Source organism: Motilimonas sp. 1_MG-2023 (genome assembly GCF_030547455.1).
Classification (GTDB): Bacteria; Pseudomonadota; Gammaproteobacteria; order Enterobacterales; family CBDFNC01; genus Motilimonas.
Map to the genome: position 1 here is coordinate 12,616 of NZ_JAUOPX010000016.1, position 20,400 is coordinate 33,015.

The following is a 20,400-nucleotide window of genomic DNA, read 5'->3' on the forward strand; positions in this document are numbered from 1 at the left end:
ATGTACTGATTAAGTTACAATCACTTACATCCAAGGTGACGTTACATAGCACTGATTAGGTTACCTATTTTAAAAGCAAACAAACAGCCATAATTAACTATTTTATCAAATTCTGGTTCATTAACCTGCAATTAGCAAAAAACCAATGACCAACAAATATCATTGCCCTGCAAGCTAAGCTTTTTCCGCGCCCTTTTTTTTGCTACATTTAGCCGCCTTTATGGCCCTTGCAGAGTATTACCATGTCACTTAAAGGTACTTTATATATTGTTTCTGCTCCCAGTGGAGCTGGTAAATCAAGTCTGATCAACGCATTACTAAATATTTCCGATCGCAAACAGCTGCAAGTGTCTGTCTCTCACACCACTCGAGACCCACGTCCAGGCGAAGTAAACGGCGAGCATTATCATTTTGTCGATCAAGCCGAATTTAAAGGAATGATCGCTGACAAGGCCTTTTTCGAATGGGCTGAAGTATTTGGCAATTTTTATGGCACTTCACGCCTAGCCATTGAAGACAGCTTGAATCAAGGGATTGATGTATTTTTGGACATTGATTGGCAAGGTGCTCGTCAGGTGAAAGCACTAATGCCCGAAGCAAAAGGCATTTTTATTTTACCGCCCAGTCGCGAAGCGCTAGAACAACGCCTATACCAACGTGGTCAAGACAGTGAAGAAACCATTAACAAACGTATGGCACAAGCCAAATCAGAAATGTCTCATTATGATGAGTATGATTTTTTAATTATTAATGATGACTTTGACCAAGCATTGGCCGAGTTTGATACTATTATTAAAGGTCAGCGCTTAGCGCAAACGCGCCAGAGTGCATTGCATAGAAACATGATTTCAGAGTTGTTAGCTTAATGTGTTAAGCTAACACACAATTAAGTGACACGTTTAGGCGAAAAGGATCTGGATCTAGCTCGTCTAAGCTTGTATAATTTTGCGTCGTTTTTTTTAATCCACGGAGTCCTTAGATGGCACGCGTAACTGTAGAAGATGCTGTAGATAAAATTGGAAACCGTTTTGATTTGATCCTAGTTGCGGCTCGTCGCGCTCGTCAAATCGCGGTACAAGGTAAAGAGCCTTTAGTTGACAGTGAAAATGATAAGCCGACAGTGATCGCTTTACGTGAAATTGAAGAAGGCCTAGTGACTTCTAGCACAATGGATATGCAAGATCGCCAAGAGCAACAAGAACAAGACGCAGCTGAAATGGCAGCGGTTGCAGCGATTGCAGAAGGTCGCGGTTAAGCACCTTTCTCTATAAAGCACCCGCCATGGGTGCTTTTTTGATCAAAAAGCTCACTATTCCACTCAATATTTAGTATCTTCACTTTATTACCTTTGCACTATCGGGGACGAGTTTGTATATCTTTGAAAGCTTACAAACACTGGCCGCAACGTATTTGCCGCCAGAGCAACAAGAAAAACTAAAACAAGTTTATATCGTGGCAAGGGATGCGCACGAAGGTCAATTTCGTTCTAGTGGTGAACCTTATATTACCCACCCTGTTGCTGTGTCCTATATTTTGGCTGAAATGCGCCTTGATTATGAAACCTTGGCCGCGGCGTTGTTACATGACGTAATAGAAGATACTGAAACCACGCAAGATGACTTAGCCGCCATGTTTGGCGACACCATTGCCGAGTTAGTGGAAGGGGTTAGTAAGTTAGACAAGCTAAAGTTTCGTGATCGCAAAGAAGCGCAAGCTGAGAACTTTCGCAAAATGGTTATGGCCATGGTGCAAGATATTCGCGTTGTGCTAATCAAGCTTGCCGACCGCACTCATAATATGCGCACCCTAGGCGCACTGCGTCCCGATAAACGCCGCCGCATCGCCAATGAAACCCTTGAAGTATTTGCCCCCATCGCCAACCGTTTAGGTATTCACAATATTAAGAACGAGTTGGAAGAGCTTGGCTTTCAAGCGCTTTACCCAATGCGCTATCGTGTACTGAAAGAATCGGTGCGCCGTGCGCGTGGTAATCGCCGCGAGGTAATGGATAATATTCATTCTGAAGTAGCGGGCCGTTTAGAAGATGTTGGTATTGAAGCACAAGTACTTGGTCGCGAGAAAAATTTATTCAGCATTTACAATAAAATGCGCAGTAAAGAGCTGCAATTCCATGAAGTGATGGATATTTACGCTTTTCGTATCATGGTGGACTCACTCGATACTTGCTATCGTGTGCTTGGTCAAATGCACAGTTTATTTAAGCCCCGCCCTGGCCGCTTTAAAGATTATATTGCGATCCCGAAAGCCAATGGTTACCAATCATTACATACCTCTTTAGTCGGCCCTCATGGTGTACCAGTCGAGATCCAAATCCGCACCGAAGACATGGATCAAATGGCCGATAAAGGGGTTGCTGCACATTGGTCTTATAAACAAAATGGCGAAGCTTCAGGTACAACCGCCCAAGTGCGCGCTCGTCGCTGGATGCAAAGCTTGATTGAGTTGCAGCAAAGTGCGGGCAGTTCATTTGAATTTGTTGAAAGTGTAAAAACCGAGCTGTTTCCTGATGAGATTTATGTTTTCACCCCTGAAGGTCGCATTATCGAATTACCTTTAGGTGCAACGCCGGTTGATTTTGCTTATGCCGTGCATACTGATGTTGGTAATGCTTGTGTTGGCGCGCGGGTAGATCGCCAGCCTTACCCACTTAGTCGTAAACTAAAAAATGGCCAAGCGATAGAGATTATTACCGCGCCGGGAGCCAGACCGAATGCCGCTTGGCTCAATTACGTAGTGACAGGTAAGGCTCGTAATACAATTCGCCAAATGCTGAAAAACCTACGTTTTGACGAATCAGTCGGCTTAGGTCGTCGCTTGCTAAATCATGCTTTAGGCGACAAGAGTTTGTCAGATATTGACCCACAAAATATCGCGAAGGTACTGCAAGATACCAAGCAAGAGTGCATTGAAGATATGCTGGCAGATATCGGCTTAGGTAACGCCATGAGTATCGTCATTGCCCGTCGTTTACTTGGCAATGCCGATGAACTAACTTTAGCCGATACTGAACACGGTAAAATGCCAGTCAAAGGCGCTGATGGCATGCTAGTAACGTATGCAAACTGTTGTCGCCCGATACCTGGCGACCCTATCATTGCCCATATTAGCCCAGGTAAGGGGCTTGTTATCCACTTAGATACTTGTCGCAATATTCAGAACCATCTTAATGAGGTGGATAAATATATGGCGGTTGAGTGGGACATGAGTCTGGATACTGAACACGAATACCGCACCGAAATTCGTGTTGAATTAATCAATCATCAAGGTGTGTTGGCTGACTTAACCAACGCGGTCGCTGCCACGGGCTCTAATATTCATAACATAAATACCGATGAAAAAGACGGTCGCGTCTATGTAGTCGATTTACTGATCACCACTAAGAACCGTATCCATCTAGCCAATATTATGCGTAAGATCCGTGTCTTGCCTGACGTAACTAAGGTGGCTCGAAATCGCAACCGCCCAGTTAAGAAGCACTAATTTAGAGAAAAAGTATGACTCCAGAGCGTTTTACCCGCATTGACCAGATGCTACAGCATCGTCAAACCGACCTCACCGTATGTATGGAAAAGGTTCATAAATTACACAACCTAGCCGCTATCGTACGCACATGTGATGCGGTGGGCATCAGCGAAGTTCATGCCATTTGGGATGATCCTAAGATGCGTTTATCGGGCCATACTGCAACAGGCAGCCAAAACTGGGTTCAAGTCAAGCCACACAATAGCATCAGCGATGCAGTTAAAGCCCTAAAAGCTCAAGGCATGCAAATTATTGCGACAAACCTGTCTGATACAGCTGTTGATTTTCGTCAAATTGATTATACCAAGCCAACCGCTATTTTAATGGGCCAAGAAAAAGACGGCATCACAGCCGAAGCCCTCGCGTTAGCTGATCAAGATGTCATTATTCCTATGGTCGGCATGTGCCAGTCGTTAAATGTATCTGTTGCTACAGCATTGATGCTCTACGAAGCACAACGCCAGCGTGAGCTTGCTGGTATGTACCAACCAAAAACAGATCATATCGAGAAAAAAGAGCGTGACCGGATTATGTTTGAAGGCGGCCACCCTATTTTTGCTAAGCTGTGCCGCCAAAAAGATTTACCTTACCCAGAAATTGATGATGAAGGACAAATTGTCGCATCGGAAGAGTGGTGGCAGAAAGTACAAATGAGTAAAACAGCATGGACGGAAATCGATAACGATTAGAAATCGCTTTTTTGATGGAAACCTAAAGCCAGCGCTCAGTTTAACGCTGGCTTTTTTATGGGCGCTTAACAGCATGGCTTACTAGTGGCTAAACCCGCCATGATGTACATGCACAGGACGCGAAGGATTATTACGCACATATCCCTCAGTAATCACCCTAGGTGAAACAAGTTCATGGTAATCATAATAATCCATTTGCCACACTTCGTGGTGATTACCCGCGTTAAACATAATGTGCTCACGTAACGTAAGCTCACGTGCAATATAGACCGCGATACCATATAAGTTACCAAAGGGTGGCATGGCGCCTACTTCGCAGTTCGGAAATAGCAACGCTAACTCTTCTTCTGGGAGCAATTCCACCGATTCAGCCCCCATCATTTTGGCAAAGCTAGTCGGCTCCCAGCGATAAGTCGCGGGTAGCACTAGCATCATACTAATACCATCGACATTGATAATAAGGGTTTTCGCAAAATCCATTCCGCTAATGTGGGTCATTTCGGCTATTTCTTTGGCGCTGTAAGCGGGTGAATGCTGCAACACCTGATAATGGATATGAGCTTGACTTAAATAATTGCTCAAACGTTGAATATACATATTACCTCCTTTTTAACCACCTCCTTATGAATAAAATTAAGCATCAAATTTAACTGATAATGCTAAAAAGCATGCCTGAATGCTTCTGACACCAAAGTACCGTTACATCTTGGTACTTTGGTGTAAGTATAGTAACTATGCCAGAATATGAGCACGTAATTTGCCAATAGCTTGCCCTTCTAATTGGCGAATCCGCTCATAAGAAACACCGTATTTTTCAGCTAACTCGTGGAGAGTAGCCTTGTTTTCACTGAGCCAGCGCGCTTCAATAATATCCCGACTACGATCATCTAATTGCGCTAATTTCTGATACAGCTTATCTTGCCCCTGTTGATGCTGATCTAAGTTTAGCAATTGTAACTCTGGCGATGCATCTGCAGCAGGCAAAGAGGATTCTGGGATCCCGAGGTAGCGATCCTCTTCGTCATCATCACTCAGTAGTAATGAGACATCTTGACTCGACAGTCGCATTTCCATTTCTCTCACTTGCGCAGGAGTAACATTAAGAGTATCGGCAACTTCTTCTACTTCATCTGCACTAAACCAATGTAAATCACGCTTGAACTTACGCAGATTAAAGAAAAGTTTCTTTTGCGCTTTAGTGGTGACAGATTTAATTATTCGCCAGTTACGAAATACATATTCATGAATTTCCGCCTTGATCCAATAAACGGCAAAGGACATTAAACGCACGCCCATTTCAGGGTCGAAACGCTTTACCGCCTTCATCAAACCAATGTTACCTTCTTGTACTAAGTCAGCTTGCGGTAAACCATAGCCTTGATAGCCGCGAGCTATCATCACTACAAAACGCAAGTTTGACATAATTAACGCTTTCGCGGCCTCAAGATCTTGCTCTTTAGACAGCTTCTCTGCTAACTCACGCTCTTGCTCGGCACTAAGTATTGGTAAACGATTTACTTGATTAATATAAGCTTGTAAATCGGCCAAAGGACAAGTATTGGCTAATTGATACATCACAACTCATCTCCTCTAAAATCTTAATTAACCAGTATTAACTAGCGATACAAACTCTCAGCGCAACCCGTCAACCTATATTGTCAATTTGCCATTCTTCATTTAACAGTTGCTGTAATAACTTAGCTTTATCTTCACCTAACTGCTGATATAAATTAAGCTCAACTTCACGAACTACTTGCTGCTGCTGCTGACGGACCATTTGACCTTGTTCTGTAATAATCACCACTTTAGCCGCGCGATTATCAGGATGAGGCACTAGTTTTACCCACTTTTTCTCAACTAATACAGCAACTGTTTTTTGTACTGCTTGTCGACTAATAGTCAAGTATTGCGCTAGTTCAGATAAGGTAATGATTTGTTGACTCGCTAAATTAAATACTGTCCTCTGTGCGAGCGTCATATCACAACCACGCGCGCGCGCTAACTGCGACATTTTTTCATCAATAAGCTGATGCTGCCGCTGAATTAAGTGACTAAGCATACGTTGTGCCATGTTACCTACCAAAGTTAGCTTAACCTACTTGGGCTCTCAACAAACAGATTAGAGCCCTCCCAAAAAGACAACCTAGGTTGTCACGCGAGATAATATTAGTTCAAAAAACAAACAATATCTAGGGTCTGTTGATCTTTGCTGGTTGATTTTTGTTCGAGAGGGGACACCTTGTCTAAAAGCGTTTTGAGCAAGGCGAGCTGTGTGTCGCTTAGCATTTTAAGTAAATACTGCTCAACGATGGGCAAAACGCTTTTAGCCGAATCCGTAGGACAGCGTTTGTTGGCCATTTCTACTGCGTTAGCGCCTTTTCGCGTAGCTCACTATGCCACAAAGGTGCTGGCCACAACGAACGTTTTGTATAAATACCCAACAATTCGCTGCAAAAACAATCACGAAAGATCAACAAACCCTAGTATCAAGTTAAATGAAGAAATAAAAAATTAGGAAGGAAATGTACATTTGAACAAGTAGCACGCCGAGGCGTGCTCTTGATCGATGCTCAACTTACAGCCAATCGGTCAACGCAATGCCGATGCCTACTGTGTTGTTGTATTGGTCATACTCAATCAGGTTATTACCATAACCTGAGAAAAATTGAACGTAACCCTTAACCCGAGATGTCAAAGGAAAACTCCAGCTCCCTTCTATCGCCCCTTTTGAAAAGCCACTCTCTAGGTTGTTACGACTCATCATGGAAAAAGTATGATCATGCCATTTATAAGCCGCCAATATTTTGCCATGGCCTAAATAGTCAGTAATGTCGTAGTTATTATCTTCTTCTCGGTCTTCTGGAATTCGCAGCCATGGCACTAACGCTAGCCCTAAGTTACCGCGCTCTAAAGTGACACTGGCCTTAACTCTATTCCAACTGCGGGAAAGCGGCTCACTACGACCATTGGACTGATGCACAAAGCCAATTTGCGCTACCTGAACACTCCAGCCGGCACCAAGCTGGTAATTTGGCCGCCAAGACAAAAACGCTTCAGGCTCATAATTGGTTTCTCGAAATGGTGATGATTCCGCTTTATTATATGCCTGCCAATAAGAAACTTGGCTGTAAGCGAACAGCAAGGAAGGACCGTACTGAGATTGAGCACTCCAAACTGGCATTTTAAAACTAAATTGAAATTTAATCTCAACGTCTTGTAGCTCACCATAATTAGCATAATTTTCAGCAGAGAGCTTATCGTTATAGTTGCCCAGCAAAATATAGGTAGGTTTATGGGCCGTAATTACAAATGGATTATCATAGGTTTCTCGCTCATCGGCCAAACGTTGCTCGAGAGCAGCATTATCAGCCCCGGTATCACCAACCTGCTCTGCGATAGCGGCAGTCGAAAGCATCGCAGCCGCTAAAAGTAGGTATTTCATAAACTTTCCCTGTGAGTTAAATAATTAAACGAGAGATTAGAGCAAGAGAACTATATAAACACAACTCTAAACATCAAGGCTAACAGCTAATCTCTCACTTATTTACTCACACAGTTCATCCCAGTCTGATTCACCTATCAACCAGCTTAAACAAGTATAACGCTCTTGCACTATTAACAGGCTGATATTGGCAGGTAGGGCGCGAGGCTGATGCTTACCAAGGTGAGCCATTCGGTAATACTGGTCCGCAGTATCTAGCAGCGTAACTGGGTTTAATGGTTTTGCTCCTGCCAATAGTTCATCATAACTTTGCCACTGGATCAGACGCGATAGCTCAATAATATTGGCCCCTTCTGTTGCTTTCCCCAACTCAGCTAGGTGGCCTATTGCCCACAGCAATAATTTGATTGATTCATAGCGCCACATACAAACTTGCTTTTCTGCTGGCGTTAGGTGGGTTTTAGCAAGCCAATGCTGTTCTTTAAGGGTGAAGCAATGTTGCGCGCCTGTTCGTAAATACAAAGCATCGATCACGGCACTTGGCAGTTCTTCGGCGTGAGCAGTTAATAACATTAAGCTTTGCAAGCGATGCACTATGTCTGAAACGGATCTAAATTGACATTCTCCGGCATCAGGCAAGGAAGGCAAATTCTTATCAACTTTTATGCCTAGCTGGGTTAGCTGCTGCTCTGACAATAACTTTCTCGCCATGCTCGCTGGCATCGGGGTGATTCTTGGCATCATCCATGTTTTAAGTAATCCTAGCACTCTTTATCTCCTGATATTACAACGAGTGATGTAGCGCCATCGTGGCAACAAGTCCACTGCAATGGCATAGCTATGATGGTCGTGGATGACCCATTTAAAAGAAACGTCCATCATATTTGGCTAAGGTTTACGTGTCTTCGTGGTGAGGTAACTTCAATATAGGATCACCAAAAAGACCAATAAGCCCTGATAAATTATTATTATTTTTTTTATACTTTCTAATCCCATCATGTTGTAACAAAAATGAATTAATTAACCTATGATCAACTTCATATTCGTTGTTACCTACTGTTACAAATGATGCAGTTTGTTATTGCGATCATACTATGATTAAAGTCAAAACAACACTGCTGTTAGAAATAACAATAAAAAACTAATAAACCATTAGGAGATAAACATGTATAGAACAATAACAATGGCGATTCTCGCTGCATTGATCACGACCCCTGCGGCATCAGCAATGACAACCTGCGAAGATTTAGTGCAATGCCAACAAGCAATGCAAGAAAACATTTATCAACACTGGAAAGCACGTCACACCTATCCAGGCTCAACGGTTACAGTCATGGTAAACAATGATTTGATGGGAAATGTGGATGTTACAGTAGAGCAAAGCAGTGGTTTTGCTAAATTTGATCAATCTGCAGTTGAGGCACTAAAAAGCAGTATATTAACGTTAGACCCCTCTAGCTTACCTGAGGAAGACTTAGCCAAGCTTAAAAAGTTTAAGCTTCGCCTCAGAGCAGAATAGTTCGAGAGATTGGTAAGATATTGTGACAATTTTTGCCGTGTTACCGCAAAACCAATGCCACTCAGAATAAGGCCTTTTAACTGGTTAGACGATGTACCTGATGCTAAATAATTTAGTCACTCGAAAGGGAGTAGCCCTATTCGAGAAAATAAAAAAGGGAGCTAAATAGCTCCCTTTTTTATTTCAATTAGCATCTGCTAACTTTGTCTTTAGTAGAGCTCAAAGAGCTCCATCTACACCCGCAAATATTCAAAAAACCTCAGAGGAAACAAGTTATTTCCTAAACTGTGCAGCTAGATTATCAGAGTTGAGCAAAATTCGTCTATGGCTTTATGCTGCAATTACGTTAACCGAAAAGCCAATCACGTCAATTTCTTAAAAAAACAAAAATAACCATTTAAAAACAAATAATTAATAAGAACAAATAATCTATATAAAGCGAAAAAGATAACGCTATCAACACCTATTTAAACTTATGAATGATAAGCTTCCTATAAAATGATAGCGCTATCTTTATTGTTTTTATGCATTTTAATAACGTTACAGCGGATGTTCTTGTATTATCTGTTTATATTTACAGGTATTTGGAACGCAGACGGTGAAACTAGAAAAGTTACCTCTCACGACATTAAAAGGTGTCGGCAGCAAACTTGCTGAAAAACTCACTAAGTTGGGGCTAGCTAATGTTCAAGATATGCTCTTTCACTTACCGCTACGTTACGAAGATCGCACTCGAATTTTTGCCATTCAAGATATGCTACCAGGCTTACATGGCGCCATTGTAGGCGAGATAAAAAGCACTCAAGTCAGCTTTGGTAATCGCCGCATCCTGACCTGTAAAATTAGTGACGGTACTGGCAGTGTGACACTGCGCTTTTTTCACTTCAACGCAGGCCAAAAGAATGCACTTAGCGAAGGAAAGTGGCTACGTTGCTATGGCGAGTTTCGTCGCGGCAAGTTTGGTTATGAGATCACCCACCCTGAATATCAAGTATTAAATGATCCCGAACAACTTGAATGTGAAGAGGCGCTCACTCCCGTTTATCCCACAACAGAAGGACTCAAGCAAAACACCTTTCGTAGTCTTACTCATCAAGCCGTTGAACTATTAAAGCAGCATAATATAGACGAAGTACTGCCCGCTCAGCTCAATCACTATGCTTTTTCTTTGCAGGAGGCTTTAATTTACCTGCATCAACCTCCGGCCGATGCCGATCAAGACTTGATGGATGCCGGAGAGCACCCAGCACAACAACGCCTTATCATCGAGGAGTTATTGGCCCATAACCTCAGCATGCTCCTACTGCGACAAAAGTCCAGCCAAAATCAAGCGGCGTCTATTCAACAAGCTGGGCCTATGGTGGCTCAACTATTGGCGCAATTACCCTTTTCACCCACTCACGCACAACAACGCGTGGTCAATGAGATCAGCCAAGATTTACATAAAAGCGTACCGATGATGCGCTTGGTGCAAGGTGACGTTGGCTCAGGCAAAACCTTGGTCGCAGCTCTGGCGGCATTACAAGTGATTGAATCGGGCTATCAAGTCGCCTTAATGGCCCCCACCGAATTATTGGCCGAACAACATGCCAAAGTGTTCAGCCAATGGCTTGAGCCATTAGGTATACAAGTCGGCTGGTTAGCAGGAAAAGTAAAAGGTAAACAGCGCGAACAGCAACTTGCTGCCTTTGCTAATGGCGAAAGTAAAATGATAGTGGGCACTCACGCACTGTTTCAAGCTGAAGTTGAATTCTTTAATTTAGCCTTAATGATCATTGATGAACAACACCGTTTTGGCGTGCATCAACGCTTAGCACTGCGTGAAAAAGGCACCTTTGGTCCTTATGCCCCTCATCAATTGATCATGACTGCTACTCCCATCCCCCGAACCTTAGCGATGACCGCTTACGCCGACTTAGATACCTCTATCATCGATGAATTACCGCCTGGAAGAACGCCTGTGTCCACCGTGGCGATCCCTGATACGCGGCGCGAGCAAGTGATCGAGCGCGTACGTCAAGCCTGTGAGAACGAGCAACGTCAAGCATATTGGGTGTGTACCTTAATTGAGGAGTCGGAAGCCCTTGAATGCCAAGCGGCTGAAGTCACCGCCAATGATTTGCAACTGATGCTGCCACAATTGCGTATTGGTCTGGTGCATGGCCGTATGAAGCCTGCCGAAAAACAGTACGTAATGGATGCTTTTAAGGCAGCAGAGCTCGACCTGTTGGTTGCCACAACAGTCATTGAGGTCGGTGTAGATGTGCCCAATGCCAGTTTGATGATCATAGAAAATCCAGAACGTCTTGGACTAGCGCAATTACACCAGTTAAGAGGCCGCGTCGGTCGTGGTGCCACTGCCAGCCACTGTGTACTGCTATATCATAATCCATTATCGGTCACTGCAAGCAAACGACTAGGGGTATTAAGAGAGTCCACTGACGGCTTTTACATTGCGCAAAAAGATTTAGAAATCCGTGGCCCTGGTGAATTACTCGGCAGTAAGCAAACTGGCTTAGCAGACTTGCGCATTGCAGACTTAAGTCGCGATCAGCGTTTAATTCCACAAGTGCAACAATTAGCTCAGCATGTTATGCAGCAATATCCAGAAACTGTTGATAAAATAGTCAAACGCTGGCTGGGACAGAAAGAAATTTATTCCCATGCTTAAAAAATTGTTAGCTGCGCCGCACCGTGGCAGCATAATCACGACAAGGTAATGTTTATTCAGTATTATTTAGTTTCATCGCAGAGCGAGATAAGGAAATCACTATCATGAACCCCACAGCACGCTTAATGGTGCGTATTGTTGCTGGTCTATTACTGCTACTATTAGTGATTATTAGCCTTGCCGCATTGATGTTTAATGCCAATGATTACCGCGCTGACATTAAGCAGTGGGCACTAACCAACTTAGGTTTTGAGCTGGATATACAAGATATTCAATGGAATATCTCCAAGCCGACTCAACTTACCCTTAATAACATCAAACTCACATTGCCACAGCACACCCCAGCTGAACACCCCGTCGCTGAAATTGAACAAATTTGGTTGCAGTTGAGTAGCTCAGGTTGGTTTAGCCGTGAGCTAGTTATTGAACAAGTGATTTTAGAACGACCAACATTATCCATTAACGACAACTTACTACAGCATTTGCAAAGCGGTAACCCTAAGCCTACTAGCGCGAATGAGCCAAGTAACGTTGAACCATTACCTATTGCCTCATTACAAATAAAACAATTTAGTATAAATCATCTCGATTTAGCGGTGTCTTTGAGACAAAGCCCTGCGGTGACACTACACGATCTGACAATGCACTTGAATCAATGGCAATTAGTTCAAGATCACCAACTTCTCACCAGCAAAGGGGCTGTTGATCTAGAATTAGCAATTAACCAGATCGCGATCAACGCCTTTGCAGTGAACAATGTTTTTGTCTCGGCCCAACTGCAAAACCAACAGCTAGAAATTGACCAATTTAGTGCAAATCATTTGAAAGGTAAGTTAGTGGGTGAGCTAGCTATGAATGTTACGCCACCTTTGGCACTCAAGGTGAAACAATTTTCGCTGAGCGATTTAAACTTAGAATACAGCGAAAGCTGGCTACAAAACTTTCAAGCCAATGCACCGCAGCTGACAGCCAACATAGAATCAGACCAAAAAGTAAACCAGCCCGTCGAATCCCCTTTATTCGACAGCATCTTGATTGAGCAACTGGCATTAAGCGAGATTAGTTTTACTAGCTACGACAAACAACTCCCGCTGACCTTTAATAAGCTCAATCTCAACTTGAAAAATTTACCCATTTTAAGCACTGGCCAATGGCTCGATTTAAGCCAAGTGGATCAACTTAATAGCCAATTTAACCTCAATATGCGTGAGTTCTACTACGCGGGAACCAGCATTACCGACTTAACCCTTAAAAGTCGAGTAAAAGGTGGCAAGTGGGAGTTTTATCAGGTCCAAGGGAATAGCTTTGATGGCCACTTTTCTGCGTTGTTTGATATTAGCTTACAGCGCTACCCCGATCTTCATATCAACCACCTCACTGCTCGCGACCTAGATATCGGGATCCAACCTGAATGGTTAGCCACAAAGAATGAAGAGCTGGCTGAGCCGAAAGATCTTTTGCTGCCAATCAACAGCTTAGTCATCGACAAACTCGATTTATTTAATTTAAATCTGCTTTCTTACGCTGATGAACTGCCCCTCTCTATTCGGGGGATCAGTCTGCGCTTAGAGCAAGCGCAATTGATCAAGCAACGCCATTTATTAACCATACCACCGCAATGGTCGCAACAGGCAAGCTTTGAACTAATCGTCAACGAAGCGCTATATCAGGGCATGAAAGCCGATAAGATAAGAATTAAAGGCAAGCTAAACGAAGATTACCTGAATCCCGACATGCTACAACGATTAATCCCCAGCACGCCGGTCAATGTGGAAGGTAAAATAATGGATAAAGCCCCCGAAAAACGGGTGATTAGGTTAGATTAAGGTCTGTGTAGCTATCAATTACTCATTGGCCACTGAATAGATATCAGTTAAAGGAGGCGGCTCCGACTGGGACTCTCTCGGTAAAATAATGAACAGGCCTTCAAAGTCTGCTGCATTTTGCTCACCACTAATAATACTCACCGTCATTTTGACTTTGACCTTACAGCCTTTTTTTAGGCCTGCAAAACTGCCATCAATATGATCTTTTAAGATCACCGCTCTAGGCAGTTCAGTAACAGGTTGGCGATAAGCAATTTCAGCCTTAGCAACCACTATCTCACCATCAAAACCTTGCTCTTTCATTTTTAACCAACACAAACCCCACGCGGTTAAGGTAGCTTGACTATAAATACTACCAGCAAACATGGCATGTTTAGTATTCACATTGGCATGTAAACTGGCGCGAGTTTCAAAGCGCTCGCCCGTGTATTGGTAAACAGTAATACCCATTTTTTCACTAATGGGAATTTGCTCAGCCCAAACCCGCTCTAATGCTAAGCATAATTCAGGCACCCGCAGCAAACTTTTCGCAGGGGCGAGCTGCTTAATCATTTGCAGTAGTTGCGTACCTTCCATACGATGGGGTTCACGTTGCGCAGCAACATAGCCAAACTTTTCAAAAAAAGAGATCGCTTTGATTCGAGACAGCAACACAATGCGCTTTGCTCCTTCATCACGCGCAGCTTGTTCCAGAGCTTTTAACAACAAAGCTCCAATCCCTTTACCGCGATAAGAAGGCTCTACAGCCATGTAACGAATTTGCGCTTCATCGGCATCAGTAACATATACCCGCCCAACCGCCAGCGGTTTACCGTCACGATCTCGGATCATCCGATGCAAGGCATGGGGATCATAACCATCTTTTTCAGAGCCCATTGGCAACTGTAAAGGTGCGTTTAAGATCGACCAACGGAAATGAAAGTATTCATCGAGTTCCGTTTTGGTAGTAGGCTCAAAAATATGATACAAGTAATATCTCCTGTGACTAATGCTTCTTATATTGCCTAGTCTTTCAGCAATATTCAATATCCGCTCAATTAGCTAGTTTTTAGCATTGCATATTCTGCCTACCACATTAATAATTAAACTTTATAAACAATAAGTTATAAAACAATAATCTCGCCACTTGGCATAAGGAGCCACTCTTGCTATCCGATTACGAGCTAATCAACCGTCTCAGCCAAGCCCAAGTGCGCCATTTAGTACATCAAGATGATAAGCAATGGGTATTATTTGAAGACCATGACTACTTGTGGCTAACCCTTGATACCGTCGTACAAAGTATTATGAGCAAGACCGAGCCAAGTAAACTGATGCTTGGCTATCATCATGCTTTGTTGCCGCATTTACCCCACCACTTTGAGTCTATTATTGAGCTAGGCTTAGGCGGTGGTAGCTTGATCCGCTATCTATGTGACAGGCAACCAGACCTAAAATACACTTGTATTGAACAAAGCCAGCAAGTGATTGATTGGTTTAATGACTATTTCAACCCAAGCCAATGTCAGGTAAAAGTCTTAGCCGCTGATGCCTGTGCCGCTATCACTGAACTGGCCCCTGCTGATGTCATGCTCTGCGATTTATTTAGCGATTTTGGCAGTCCTGCATTTCTCTTTGATCCTGCATTTTATCAAGCCTGTGCTAGCAAGTTTAGCGATACCTTAATAATTAATTTACTACCAAGGCAGCAAGATGAGCTTGACGCAGTGATCTTGCTCGTGACCCAACAATTTAAGCAAACACCGCAAGTAATTAAGGTTGAGAACATGCGTAATCATCTGATCGTGATTAATAAAGAAAAGCCGCACAACATAGAGAAAAACTAGCGGCCTCGTTGATTCAAGAACGCTAGTTAAGGGTTGTTTAGTCTTTATTCGGTGCTAACCAACGATACACAATACCTGCTAAGATCGCACCAGCAATAGGAGCCACCCAGAACAGCCAAAGCTGTGAAACCGCCCAATCACCAACAAACAATGCCGGGCCTGTACTACGAGCAGGGTTTACCGAAGTATTGGTTACCGGAATACTCACTAAGTGGATCAACGTTAGCGCTAGACCAATAGGAATACCAGCAAAACCAGCAGGCGCTAACTTATGAGTCGCACCCAAAATCACAATGAGGAAGCCAAAAGTCATCACCACTTCAGTAACCAAAGCCGCAGTTAAAGTGTAACCACCGGGCGAATGCTCACCATAACCATTAGAGGCAAAGCCCGCACTTAAATCAAAGCCGGCTTGACCACTCGCAATCACATATAACACTGCAGCACCAGCAATTGCTCCCGCCATTTGAGCCGCAATATAAGGGCCTAGCTCTTTCGCCGAAAAACGACCACCCATAAGCCGAATGAGACGGCAGGGTTTAAATGGCAACCCGAAATATGACCTATGGCAAACGCCATGGTGAGAACGGTTAAACCAAAGGCTAACGACACGCCTAATAGACCAATACCAACTTCCGGAAATGCCGCGGCTAACACTGCACTACCACAACCACCTAAAACCAACCAAAACGTACCGATAAACTCGGCCGCCATTTTTTTAGAAAGATCCATTTTTCAACACTTTAAGAAATGTTATATTGCCCTAACTTAGAGCAACTAATAAAATATTCACATTTTATTTACTAGACAAGCAGAAAATCCAATATGTTAACGCAACGCCCCAGACTAAACCGATAACGTTACACTTTTGCGCACTTTTGAAACCCTTTGTTACAAAAGGCAAGCAATTAAAATCATATACTTAGTGACACAAAAAACCGTAACGTGAAGCTGATCAAAGTTTTATATTCTCACACTTGCAAAATAGTGCCGATTGCTCTTTAGTTGCGCTTGGGCCGAGACAAGCTTTTTACTTTTTTGTCACAATTTCAAAATATACTTCATATAAGTGACTATTATTTCGTTATTTTCCTTATCATTCAGGTAACCACTTTATGCTTAACACTGTTAATCCAACTGAAACACAAGCTTGGCAAAAGCTGCAGGCCCACTTTGCACAAAATAACATTACGTTGGCACAAGAATTCACCCAAAATCCCGATCGATTTAAGCAGCTATCTTGTCAACTCAATGACGAATTACTGCTGGATTACTCTAAAAATTTAGTCACTTCGGAAACTCTAGCGTTACTAACCGAACTAGCACATGAAGTTGATTTAAAAAGCGCAATTCACGCCATGTTTAATGGCGACAAGATTAACCAAACAGAAAACCGCGCAGTTTTACACGTGGCTTTACGTAATCGCAGTAACAGTGAAATAAAAGTAGACGGCAACAATGTGATGCCAGAGATCAATGCCGTGCTCGCTAAGATGCAAGCATTCTGCGCAAAAGTTCACTCAGGTGAATGGCTTGGTTACACCGGAAAGCGTATTACCGATATCGTCAACATAGGCATCGGCGGTTCTGATTTAGGTCCTTACATGGTCACCGAAGCCCTAAACGCTTACAAAGTAGAAGGCATTAACGCGCATTTTGTGTCTAACGTTGACGGCACTCATATCACCGAAACGTTGAAAAAAGTAAACCCAGAAACCACTCTGTTTTTGATTGCATCAAAAACCTTTACTACCCAAGAAACCATGACTAACGCCCACAGTGCGCGCGATTGGTTTTTAGCAGCGGCGAAACAACCTGAATTTGTCGCTAAGCACTTTGCCGCACTTTCAACCAACGCAAAATCAGTCGCAGAGTTCGGCATTGATACCGACAATATGTTTGAATTTTGGGATTGGGTTGGCGGCCGTTACTCACTTTGGTCAGCCATTGGCTTATCCATTGCACTAACTATTGGCTACGATAACTTCGAGCAACTGCTGGACGGGGCTCATGAAATGGATCAGCATTTCTTAAATGCCGATTTCGAGCAAAATATCCCGGTTATTTTAGCTTTGCTTGGTGTTTGGTATAACAACTTTTACGGCGCCGAATCCGAAGCGATTTTGCCTTACGATCAATACATGCATCGCTTTGCCGCTTATTTCCAACAAGGTAACATGGAATCAAACGGTAAGAACTGCGACCGTGCGGGTAATCCAATTGACTATCAAACCGGTCCTATTATTTGGGGCGAGCCAGGCACTAACGGCCAGCATGCATTTTATCAACTGATCCACCAAGGCACTAAGTTGATCCCATGTGATTTTATTGCCCCGGCACAAAGTCATAACCCTGCAGGCGATCACCACGTTAAATTGCTATCTAACTTCTTTGCCCAAACCGAAGCACTTGCCTTTGGCAAAAGCCAAACGCAGGTTGAAGCTGAATTTCTTGCCGCAGGAAAGTCATTAGAAGAAGTGAAACACTTAGTGCCATTTAAGGTCTTTGAGGGCAACAAGCCAACCAATTCAATCATGGTGAAAAAAATTACCCCAAGTGTACTCGGTCAATTGATCGCCATGTACGAGCACAAAATTTTTGTCCAAGGTATTATCTGGAATGTGTTCAGCTTCGATCAATGGGGGGTTGAATTAGGTAAGCAGCTAGCTAGCCAAATTTTACCTGAGCTGCAAGATGACGAAAACGTTAGCGCTCATGACGCGTCAACCAATGGTTTGATCAACTGCTTTAAAGCTTGGCGTTAATCGACTGCACGCAGCCCAATTAATGGGCTGCGTGCTATTTTTTTAGGCTTAATTAATATTGATTAACTTGCCTAGCCACATTTTTTAACATTAATGATTGTTAACTTAAGCGTATTTTTATACTTTTATTATCCTTAAGTAGTTTGGCAAGGGTAAAGATAATGAAGTATATCGCGAGGATAAGTTGGGTAATATTAATGCTACCCGTTTTATTCTTTCAACTTGCCCATGCCAACCTACCACCCGAACACCAAACACCTAAGATAGATTTTTATACCGAACACTTCCCTCCCTTTGCGATTGATGATCAATTTGAAATACTCGGAGAATCAGTTGATTTAGTGAGAAAAATGCAACGATTATTAGGCCAACCAGATACCATACGCATAAAACCTTGGGCCAGAGCTTACCAAAAGGTGTTACGAGAGCCGAACAGCGCCTTATTTCTAACCGCACGCACGCCGGCACGAGAAGCATTATTTAAGTGGGTAGGCCCATTAACCCGAGATAGAGTCTCGCTATGTCAGCACAAATCAGATCAAAATAAGTATGACGATATCAACCTGCTGGATAAAGACATCCATATTGCTGTCACTCGTGGCTATCCAGAGCAAGCCGCTCTCGAAAAACTCGGTTTTAACCACATAAAGTTAACCAACACACCCAATAGCACTATCAACCAGCTATTGAAGAAACGGGTTACTTTGATTAGCTGTAGCCCCAAAACCTTGTGGGATTTATTGATTCAAAATGCCACCCCCACTGACGAGATCCACTTAACCAATATTGACCTTTATGAAGTTGAGCTTTACATCGCGTTCAACCATCAAACATTGGATAAAACGATACACGCTTGGCAACACGCTTTAGAGCTGTCTAAGCAAAGCCGAGAATATATTGAGCTAAACGATTAAACACCCTCTGACCTATTTAGCCAGAAAAAGCATGCGTTACGGCCACATTTCGTTTTCAGGGATAAAACGCAAGGGTATAGATTAAAAAAAAGCCGCATCGTTAATGCGGCTTTTTTAGCACAGGCAGAAAGTGCAATTACTGCACTAAATCTTGCTCATCAAAAATACCTTCAAACAACGCACTACTTAGGTAACGCTCACCCGAGCTTGGCAAAATAACCACTATCACTTTATCTTTAAACTCTTCAAGTTCAGCTAATCGCGCCGCGGCAACCACTGCCGCGCCAGAAGAAATACCCGCTAAAATACCCTCTTCTTTCATTAAGCGACGTGCCATTTCAATAGACTCATCATTGCCAACCGTTTCAACACGGTCAATTACGCGCAAGTCTAAGTTTTTAGGAATAAAGCCCGCGCCGATACCTTGGATTTTATGCGGTCCAGGCTTCACTTCTTGACCCGCTAAGGTTTGACTGATCACCGGTGAATCTTCCGGCTCAACCGCAACCGAGATAATATTCTTACCACGTTGTTGTTTAATATAACGACTCACGCCAGTAATGGTTCCGCCGGTACCAACACCAGCAACAAATACATCCACTTCACCTTGGGTGGCATCCCAAATTTCAGGGCCAGTAGTCATGGTGTGAATAGCTGGGTTTGCTGGGTTTTCAAATTGCTGCAGTAACACATATTTTTCAGGATCACTAGCGGCGATTTCATTGGCTTTATCAATCGCGCCTTTCATGCCTTTTGCCGCTTCAGTTAGCACTAAGTTTGCGCCCAAGGCTTTTAGTAACTTACGACGCTCTAAACTCATTGAACTAGGCATAGTTAAGGTTAGCTTGTAACCACGCGACGCCGCCACAAATGCCAGTGCAATACCGGTATTACCACTGGTTGGCTCAATTAGCTCTTGGCCGGCTTTTAACTTACCTTTTTGCTCGGCGTCCCAAATCATGTTGGCACCAATACGACATTTAACAGTAAAGCTAGGGTTACGGCTTTCAACTTTGGCGTAAACATTCCCTTTAGTGACACGGTTTAGACGCACTAAAGGAGTATTACCTATCGTTAAAGAATTATCGTCAAACAACTTGCTCATCACATTTTCCTAATATTGTTAAATGCGTATCCATACTACGCTGAATTTACTCTTCTCTTTATATCAGAAATTATCAGTCTTGCTAATTTTATATTCTAAT

Annotated in this window: 17 protein-coding genes and 1 pseudogene; 10 read left to right on the forward strand and 8 right to left on the reverse strand. The window is 43.1% G+C overall.

Annotated features, from left to right (window positions below; all coding sequences use genetic code 11):
- Nucleotides 1-242 precede the first annotated feature (242 nt).
- The 4 genes from gmk (at nt 243) to trmH (ending at nt 4,232) form a co-directional block, all read left to right on the forward strand.
- On the forward strand, nt 243-866 hold the full coding sequence (gmk, locus tag Q4519_RS10480) for a guanylate kinase (protein WP_303512016.1): 624 nt from the start codon (nt 243-245) through the stop codon (nt 864-866).
- A 113-nt stretch (nt 867-979) separates the two neighbouring features.
- Nucleotides 980-1,255 carry a DNA-directed RNA polymerase subunit omega gene (rpoZ, locus tag Q4519_RS10485; RefSeq protein WP_232801629.1) on the forward strand — a complete coding sequence of 92 codons (276 nt, stop codon included), beginning with the start codon at nt 980-982 and terminating at the stop codon, nt 1,253-1,255.
- Between the two features lie 113 nt (nt 1,256-1,368).
- The gene (gene spoT / locus Q4519_RS10490; RefSeq protein ID WP_232801628.1) at nt 1,369-3,501 is read left to right on the forward strand and encodes a bifunctional GTP diphosphokinase/guanosine-3',5'-bis pyrophosphate 3'-pyrophosphohydrolase; all 2,133 of its coding nucleotides are present in this window, start codon (nt 1,369-1,371) and stop codon (nt 3,499-3,501) included.
- Nucleotides 3,502-3,515: 14 nt separating this feature from the next.
- Nucleotides 3,516-4,232, forward strand: a complete 717-nt coding sequence (gene trmH, locus Q4519_RS10495; protein WP_232801627.1) for a tRNA (guanosine(18)-2'-O)-methyltransferase TrmH — start codon at nt 3,516-3,518, stop codon at nt 4,230-4,232.
- An 81-nt stretch (nt 4,233-4,313) separates the two neighbouring features.
- Here trmH and Q4519_RS10500 read toward each other — a convergent pair whose 3' ends face one another.
- The 5 genes from Q4519_RS10500 to Q4519_RS10525 all read right to left on the reverse strand — a co-directional run bounded on the left by Q4519_RS10500 (nt 4,314) and on the right by Q4519_RS10525 (nt 8,442).
- Nucleotides 4,314-4,829: an aminoacyl-tRNA deacylase gene (locus Q4519_RS10500; RefSeq protein ID WP_232801626.1), complete on the reverse strand. Its 516-nt coding sequence runs from the start codon at nt 4,827-4,829 to the stop codon at nt 4,314-4,316.
- Between the two features lie 135 nt (nt 4,830-4,964).
- The gene (rpoH, locus tag Q4519_RS10505; protein ID WP_303512132.1) at nt 4,965-5,807 is read right to left on the reverse strand and encodes an RNA polymerase sigma factor RpoH; all 843 of its coding nucleotides are present in this window, start codon (nt 5,805-5,807) and stop codon (nt 4,965-4,967) included.
- A gap of 70 nt (nt 5,808-5,877) precedes the next feature.
- Nucleotides 5,878-6,303 (reverse strand): MarR family winged helix-turn-helix transcriptional regulator, encoded by a 426-nt coding sequence (locus tag Q4519_RS10510; protein WP_303512019.1) that lies wholly within the window; start codon nt 6,301-6,303, stop codon nt 5,878-5,880.
- Nucleotides 6,304-6,807: 504 nt separating this feature from the next.
- Nucleotides 6,808-7,674 carry a phospholipase A gene (locus Q4519_RS10520; protein ID WP_232801624.1) on the reverse strand — a complete coding sequence of 289 codons (867 nt, stop codon included), beginning with the start codon at nt 7,672-7,674 and terminating at the stop codon, nt 6,808-6,810.
- A 102-nt stretch (nt 7,675-7,776) separates the two neighbouring features.
- Entirely contained in the window at nt 7,777-8,442 is a 666-nt protein-coding gene (locus tag Q4519_RS10525) for a DUF4272 domain-containing protein (protein ID WP_232801623.1), read from the reverse strand.
- Between the two features lie 397 nt (nt 8,443-8,839).
- On the opposite strand from Q4519_RS10525, the gene Q4519_RS10530 reads away from it, so the two are divergent.
- The 3 genes from Q4519_RS10530 (at nt 8,840) to Q4519_RS10540 (ending at nt 13,690) form a co-directional block, all read left to right on the forward strand.
- Nucleotides 8,840-9,193: a TonB C-terminal domain-containing protein gene (locus Q4519_RS10530; RefSeq protein WP_303512022.1), complete on the forward strand. Its 354-nt coding sequence runs from the start codon at nt 8,840-8,842 to the stop codon at nt 9,191-9,193.
- A 598-nt stretch (nt 9,194-9,791) separates the two neighbouring features.
- Nucleotides 9,792-11,864 carry an ATP-dependent DNA helicase RecG gene (gene recG / locus Q4519_RS10535; RefSeq protein ID WP_303512023.1) on the forward strand — a complete coding sequence of 691 codons (2,073 nt, stop codon included), beginning with the start codon at nt 9,792-9,794 and terminating at the stop codon, nt 11,862-11,864.
- Between the two features lie 104 nt (nt 11,865-11,968).
- Entirely contained in the window at nt 11,969-13,690 is a 1,722-nt protein-coding gene (locus Q4519_RS10540) for a hypothetical protein (protein WP_303512025.1), read from the forward strand.
- An 18-nt stretch (nt 13,691-13,708) separates the two neighbouring features.
- Here Q4519_RS10540 and Q4519_RS10545 read toward each other — a convergent pair whose 3' ends face one another.
- Nucleotides 13,709-14,659: a bifunctional GNAT family N-acetyltransferase/hotdog fold thioesterase gene (locus Q4519_RS10545; protein ID WP_303512027.1), complete on the reverse strand. Its 951-nt coding sequence runs from the start codon at nt 14,657-14,659 to the stop codon at nt 13,709-13,711.
- Nucleotides 14,660-14,835: 176 nt separating this feature from the next.
- Here Q4519_RS10545 and Q4519_RS10550 point away from each other — a divergent pair, with 176 nt between their 5' ends.
- On the forward strand, nt 14,836-15,516 hold the full coding sequence (locus Q4519_RS10550; RefSeq protein WP_303512050.1) for a spermidine synthase: 681 nt from the start codon (nt 14,836-14,838) through the stop codon (nt 15,514-15,516).
- Nucleotides 15,517-15,553: 37 nt separating this feature from the next.
- On the opposite strand, the pseudogene aqpZ reads toward Q4519_RS10550, so the two are convergent.
- Nucleotides 15,554-16,248 (reverse strand): annotated as a pseudogene (gene aqpZ / locus Q4519_RS10555) (aquaporin Z).
- A gap of 383 nt (nt 16,249-16,631) precedes the next feature.
- Between aqpZ and pgi the strand changes: the two are divergent.
- Nucleotides 16,632-18,281: a glucose-6-phosphate isomerase gene (pgi, locus tag Q4519_RS10560; protein WP_303512052.1), complete on the forward strand. Its 1,650-nt coding sequence runs from the start codon at nt 16,632-16,634 to the stop codon at nt 18,279-18,281.
- Between the two features lie 161 nt (nt 18,282-18,442).
- Nucleotides 18,443-19,195, forward strand: coding sequence for an ABC transporter substrate-binding protein (locus Q4519_RS10565; protein ID WP_303512054.1), 753 nt, complete (start codon nt 18,443-18,445; stop codon nt 19,193-19,195).
- 136 nt (nt 19,196-19,331) lie between these two features.
- Here the strand turns inward: Q4519_RS10565 and cysK are convergent, their stop codons facing one another.
- On the reverse strand, nt 19,332-20,300 hold the full coding sequence (cysK, locus tag Q4519_RS10570; protein ID WP_232801615.1) for a cysteine synthase A: 969 nt from the start codon (nt 20,298-20,300) through the stop codon (nt 19,332-19,334).
- Nucleotides 20,301-20,400: the final 100 nt, after the last annotated feature.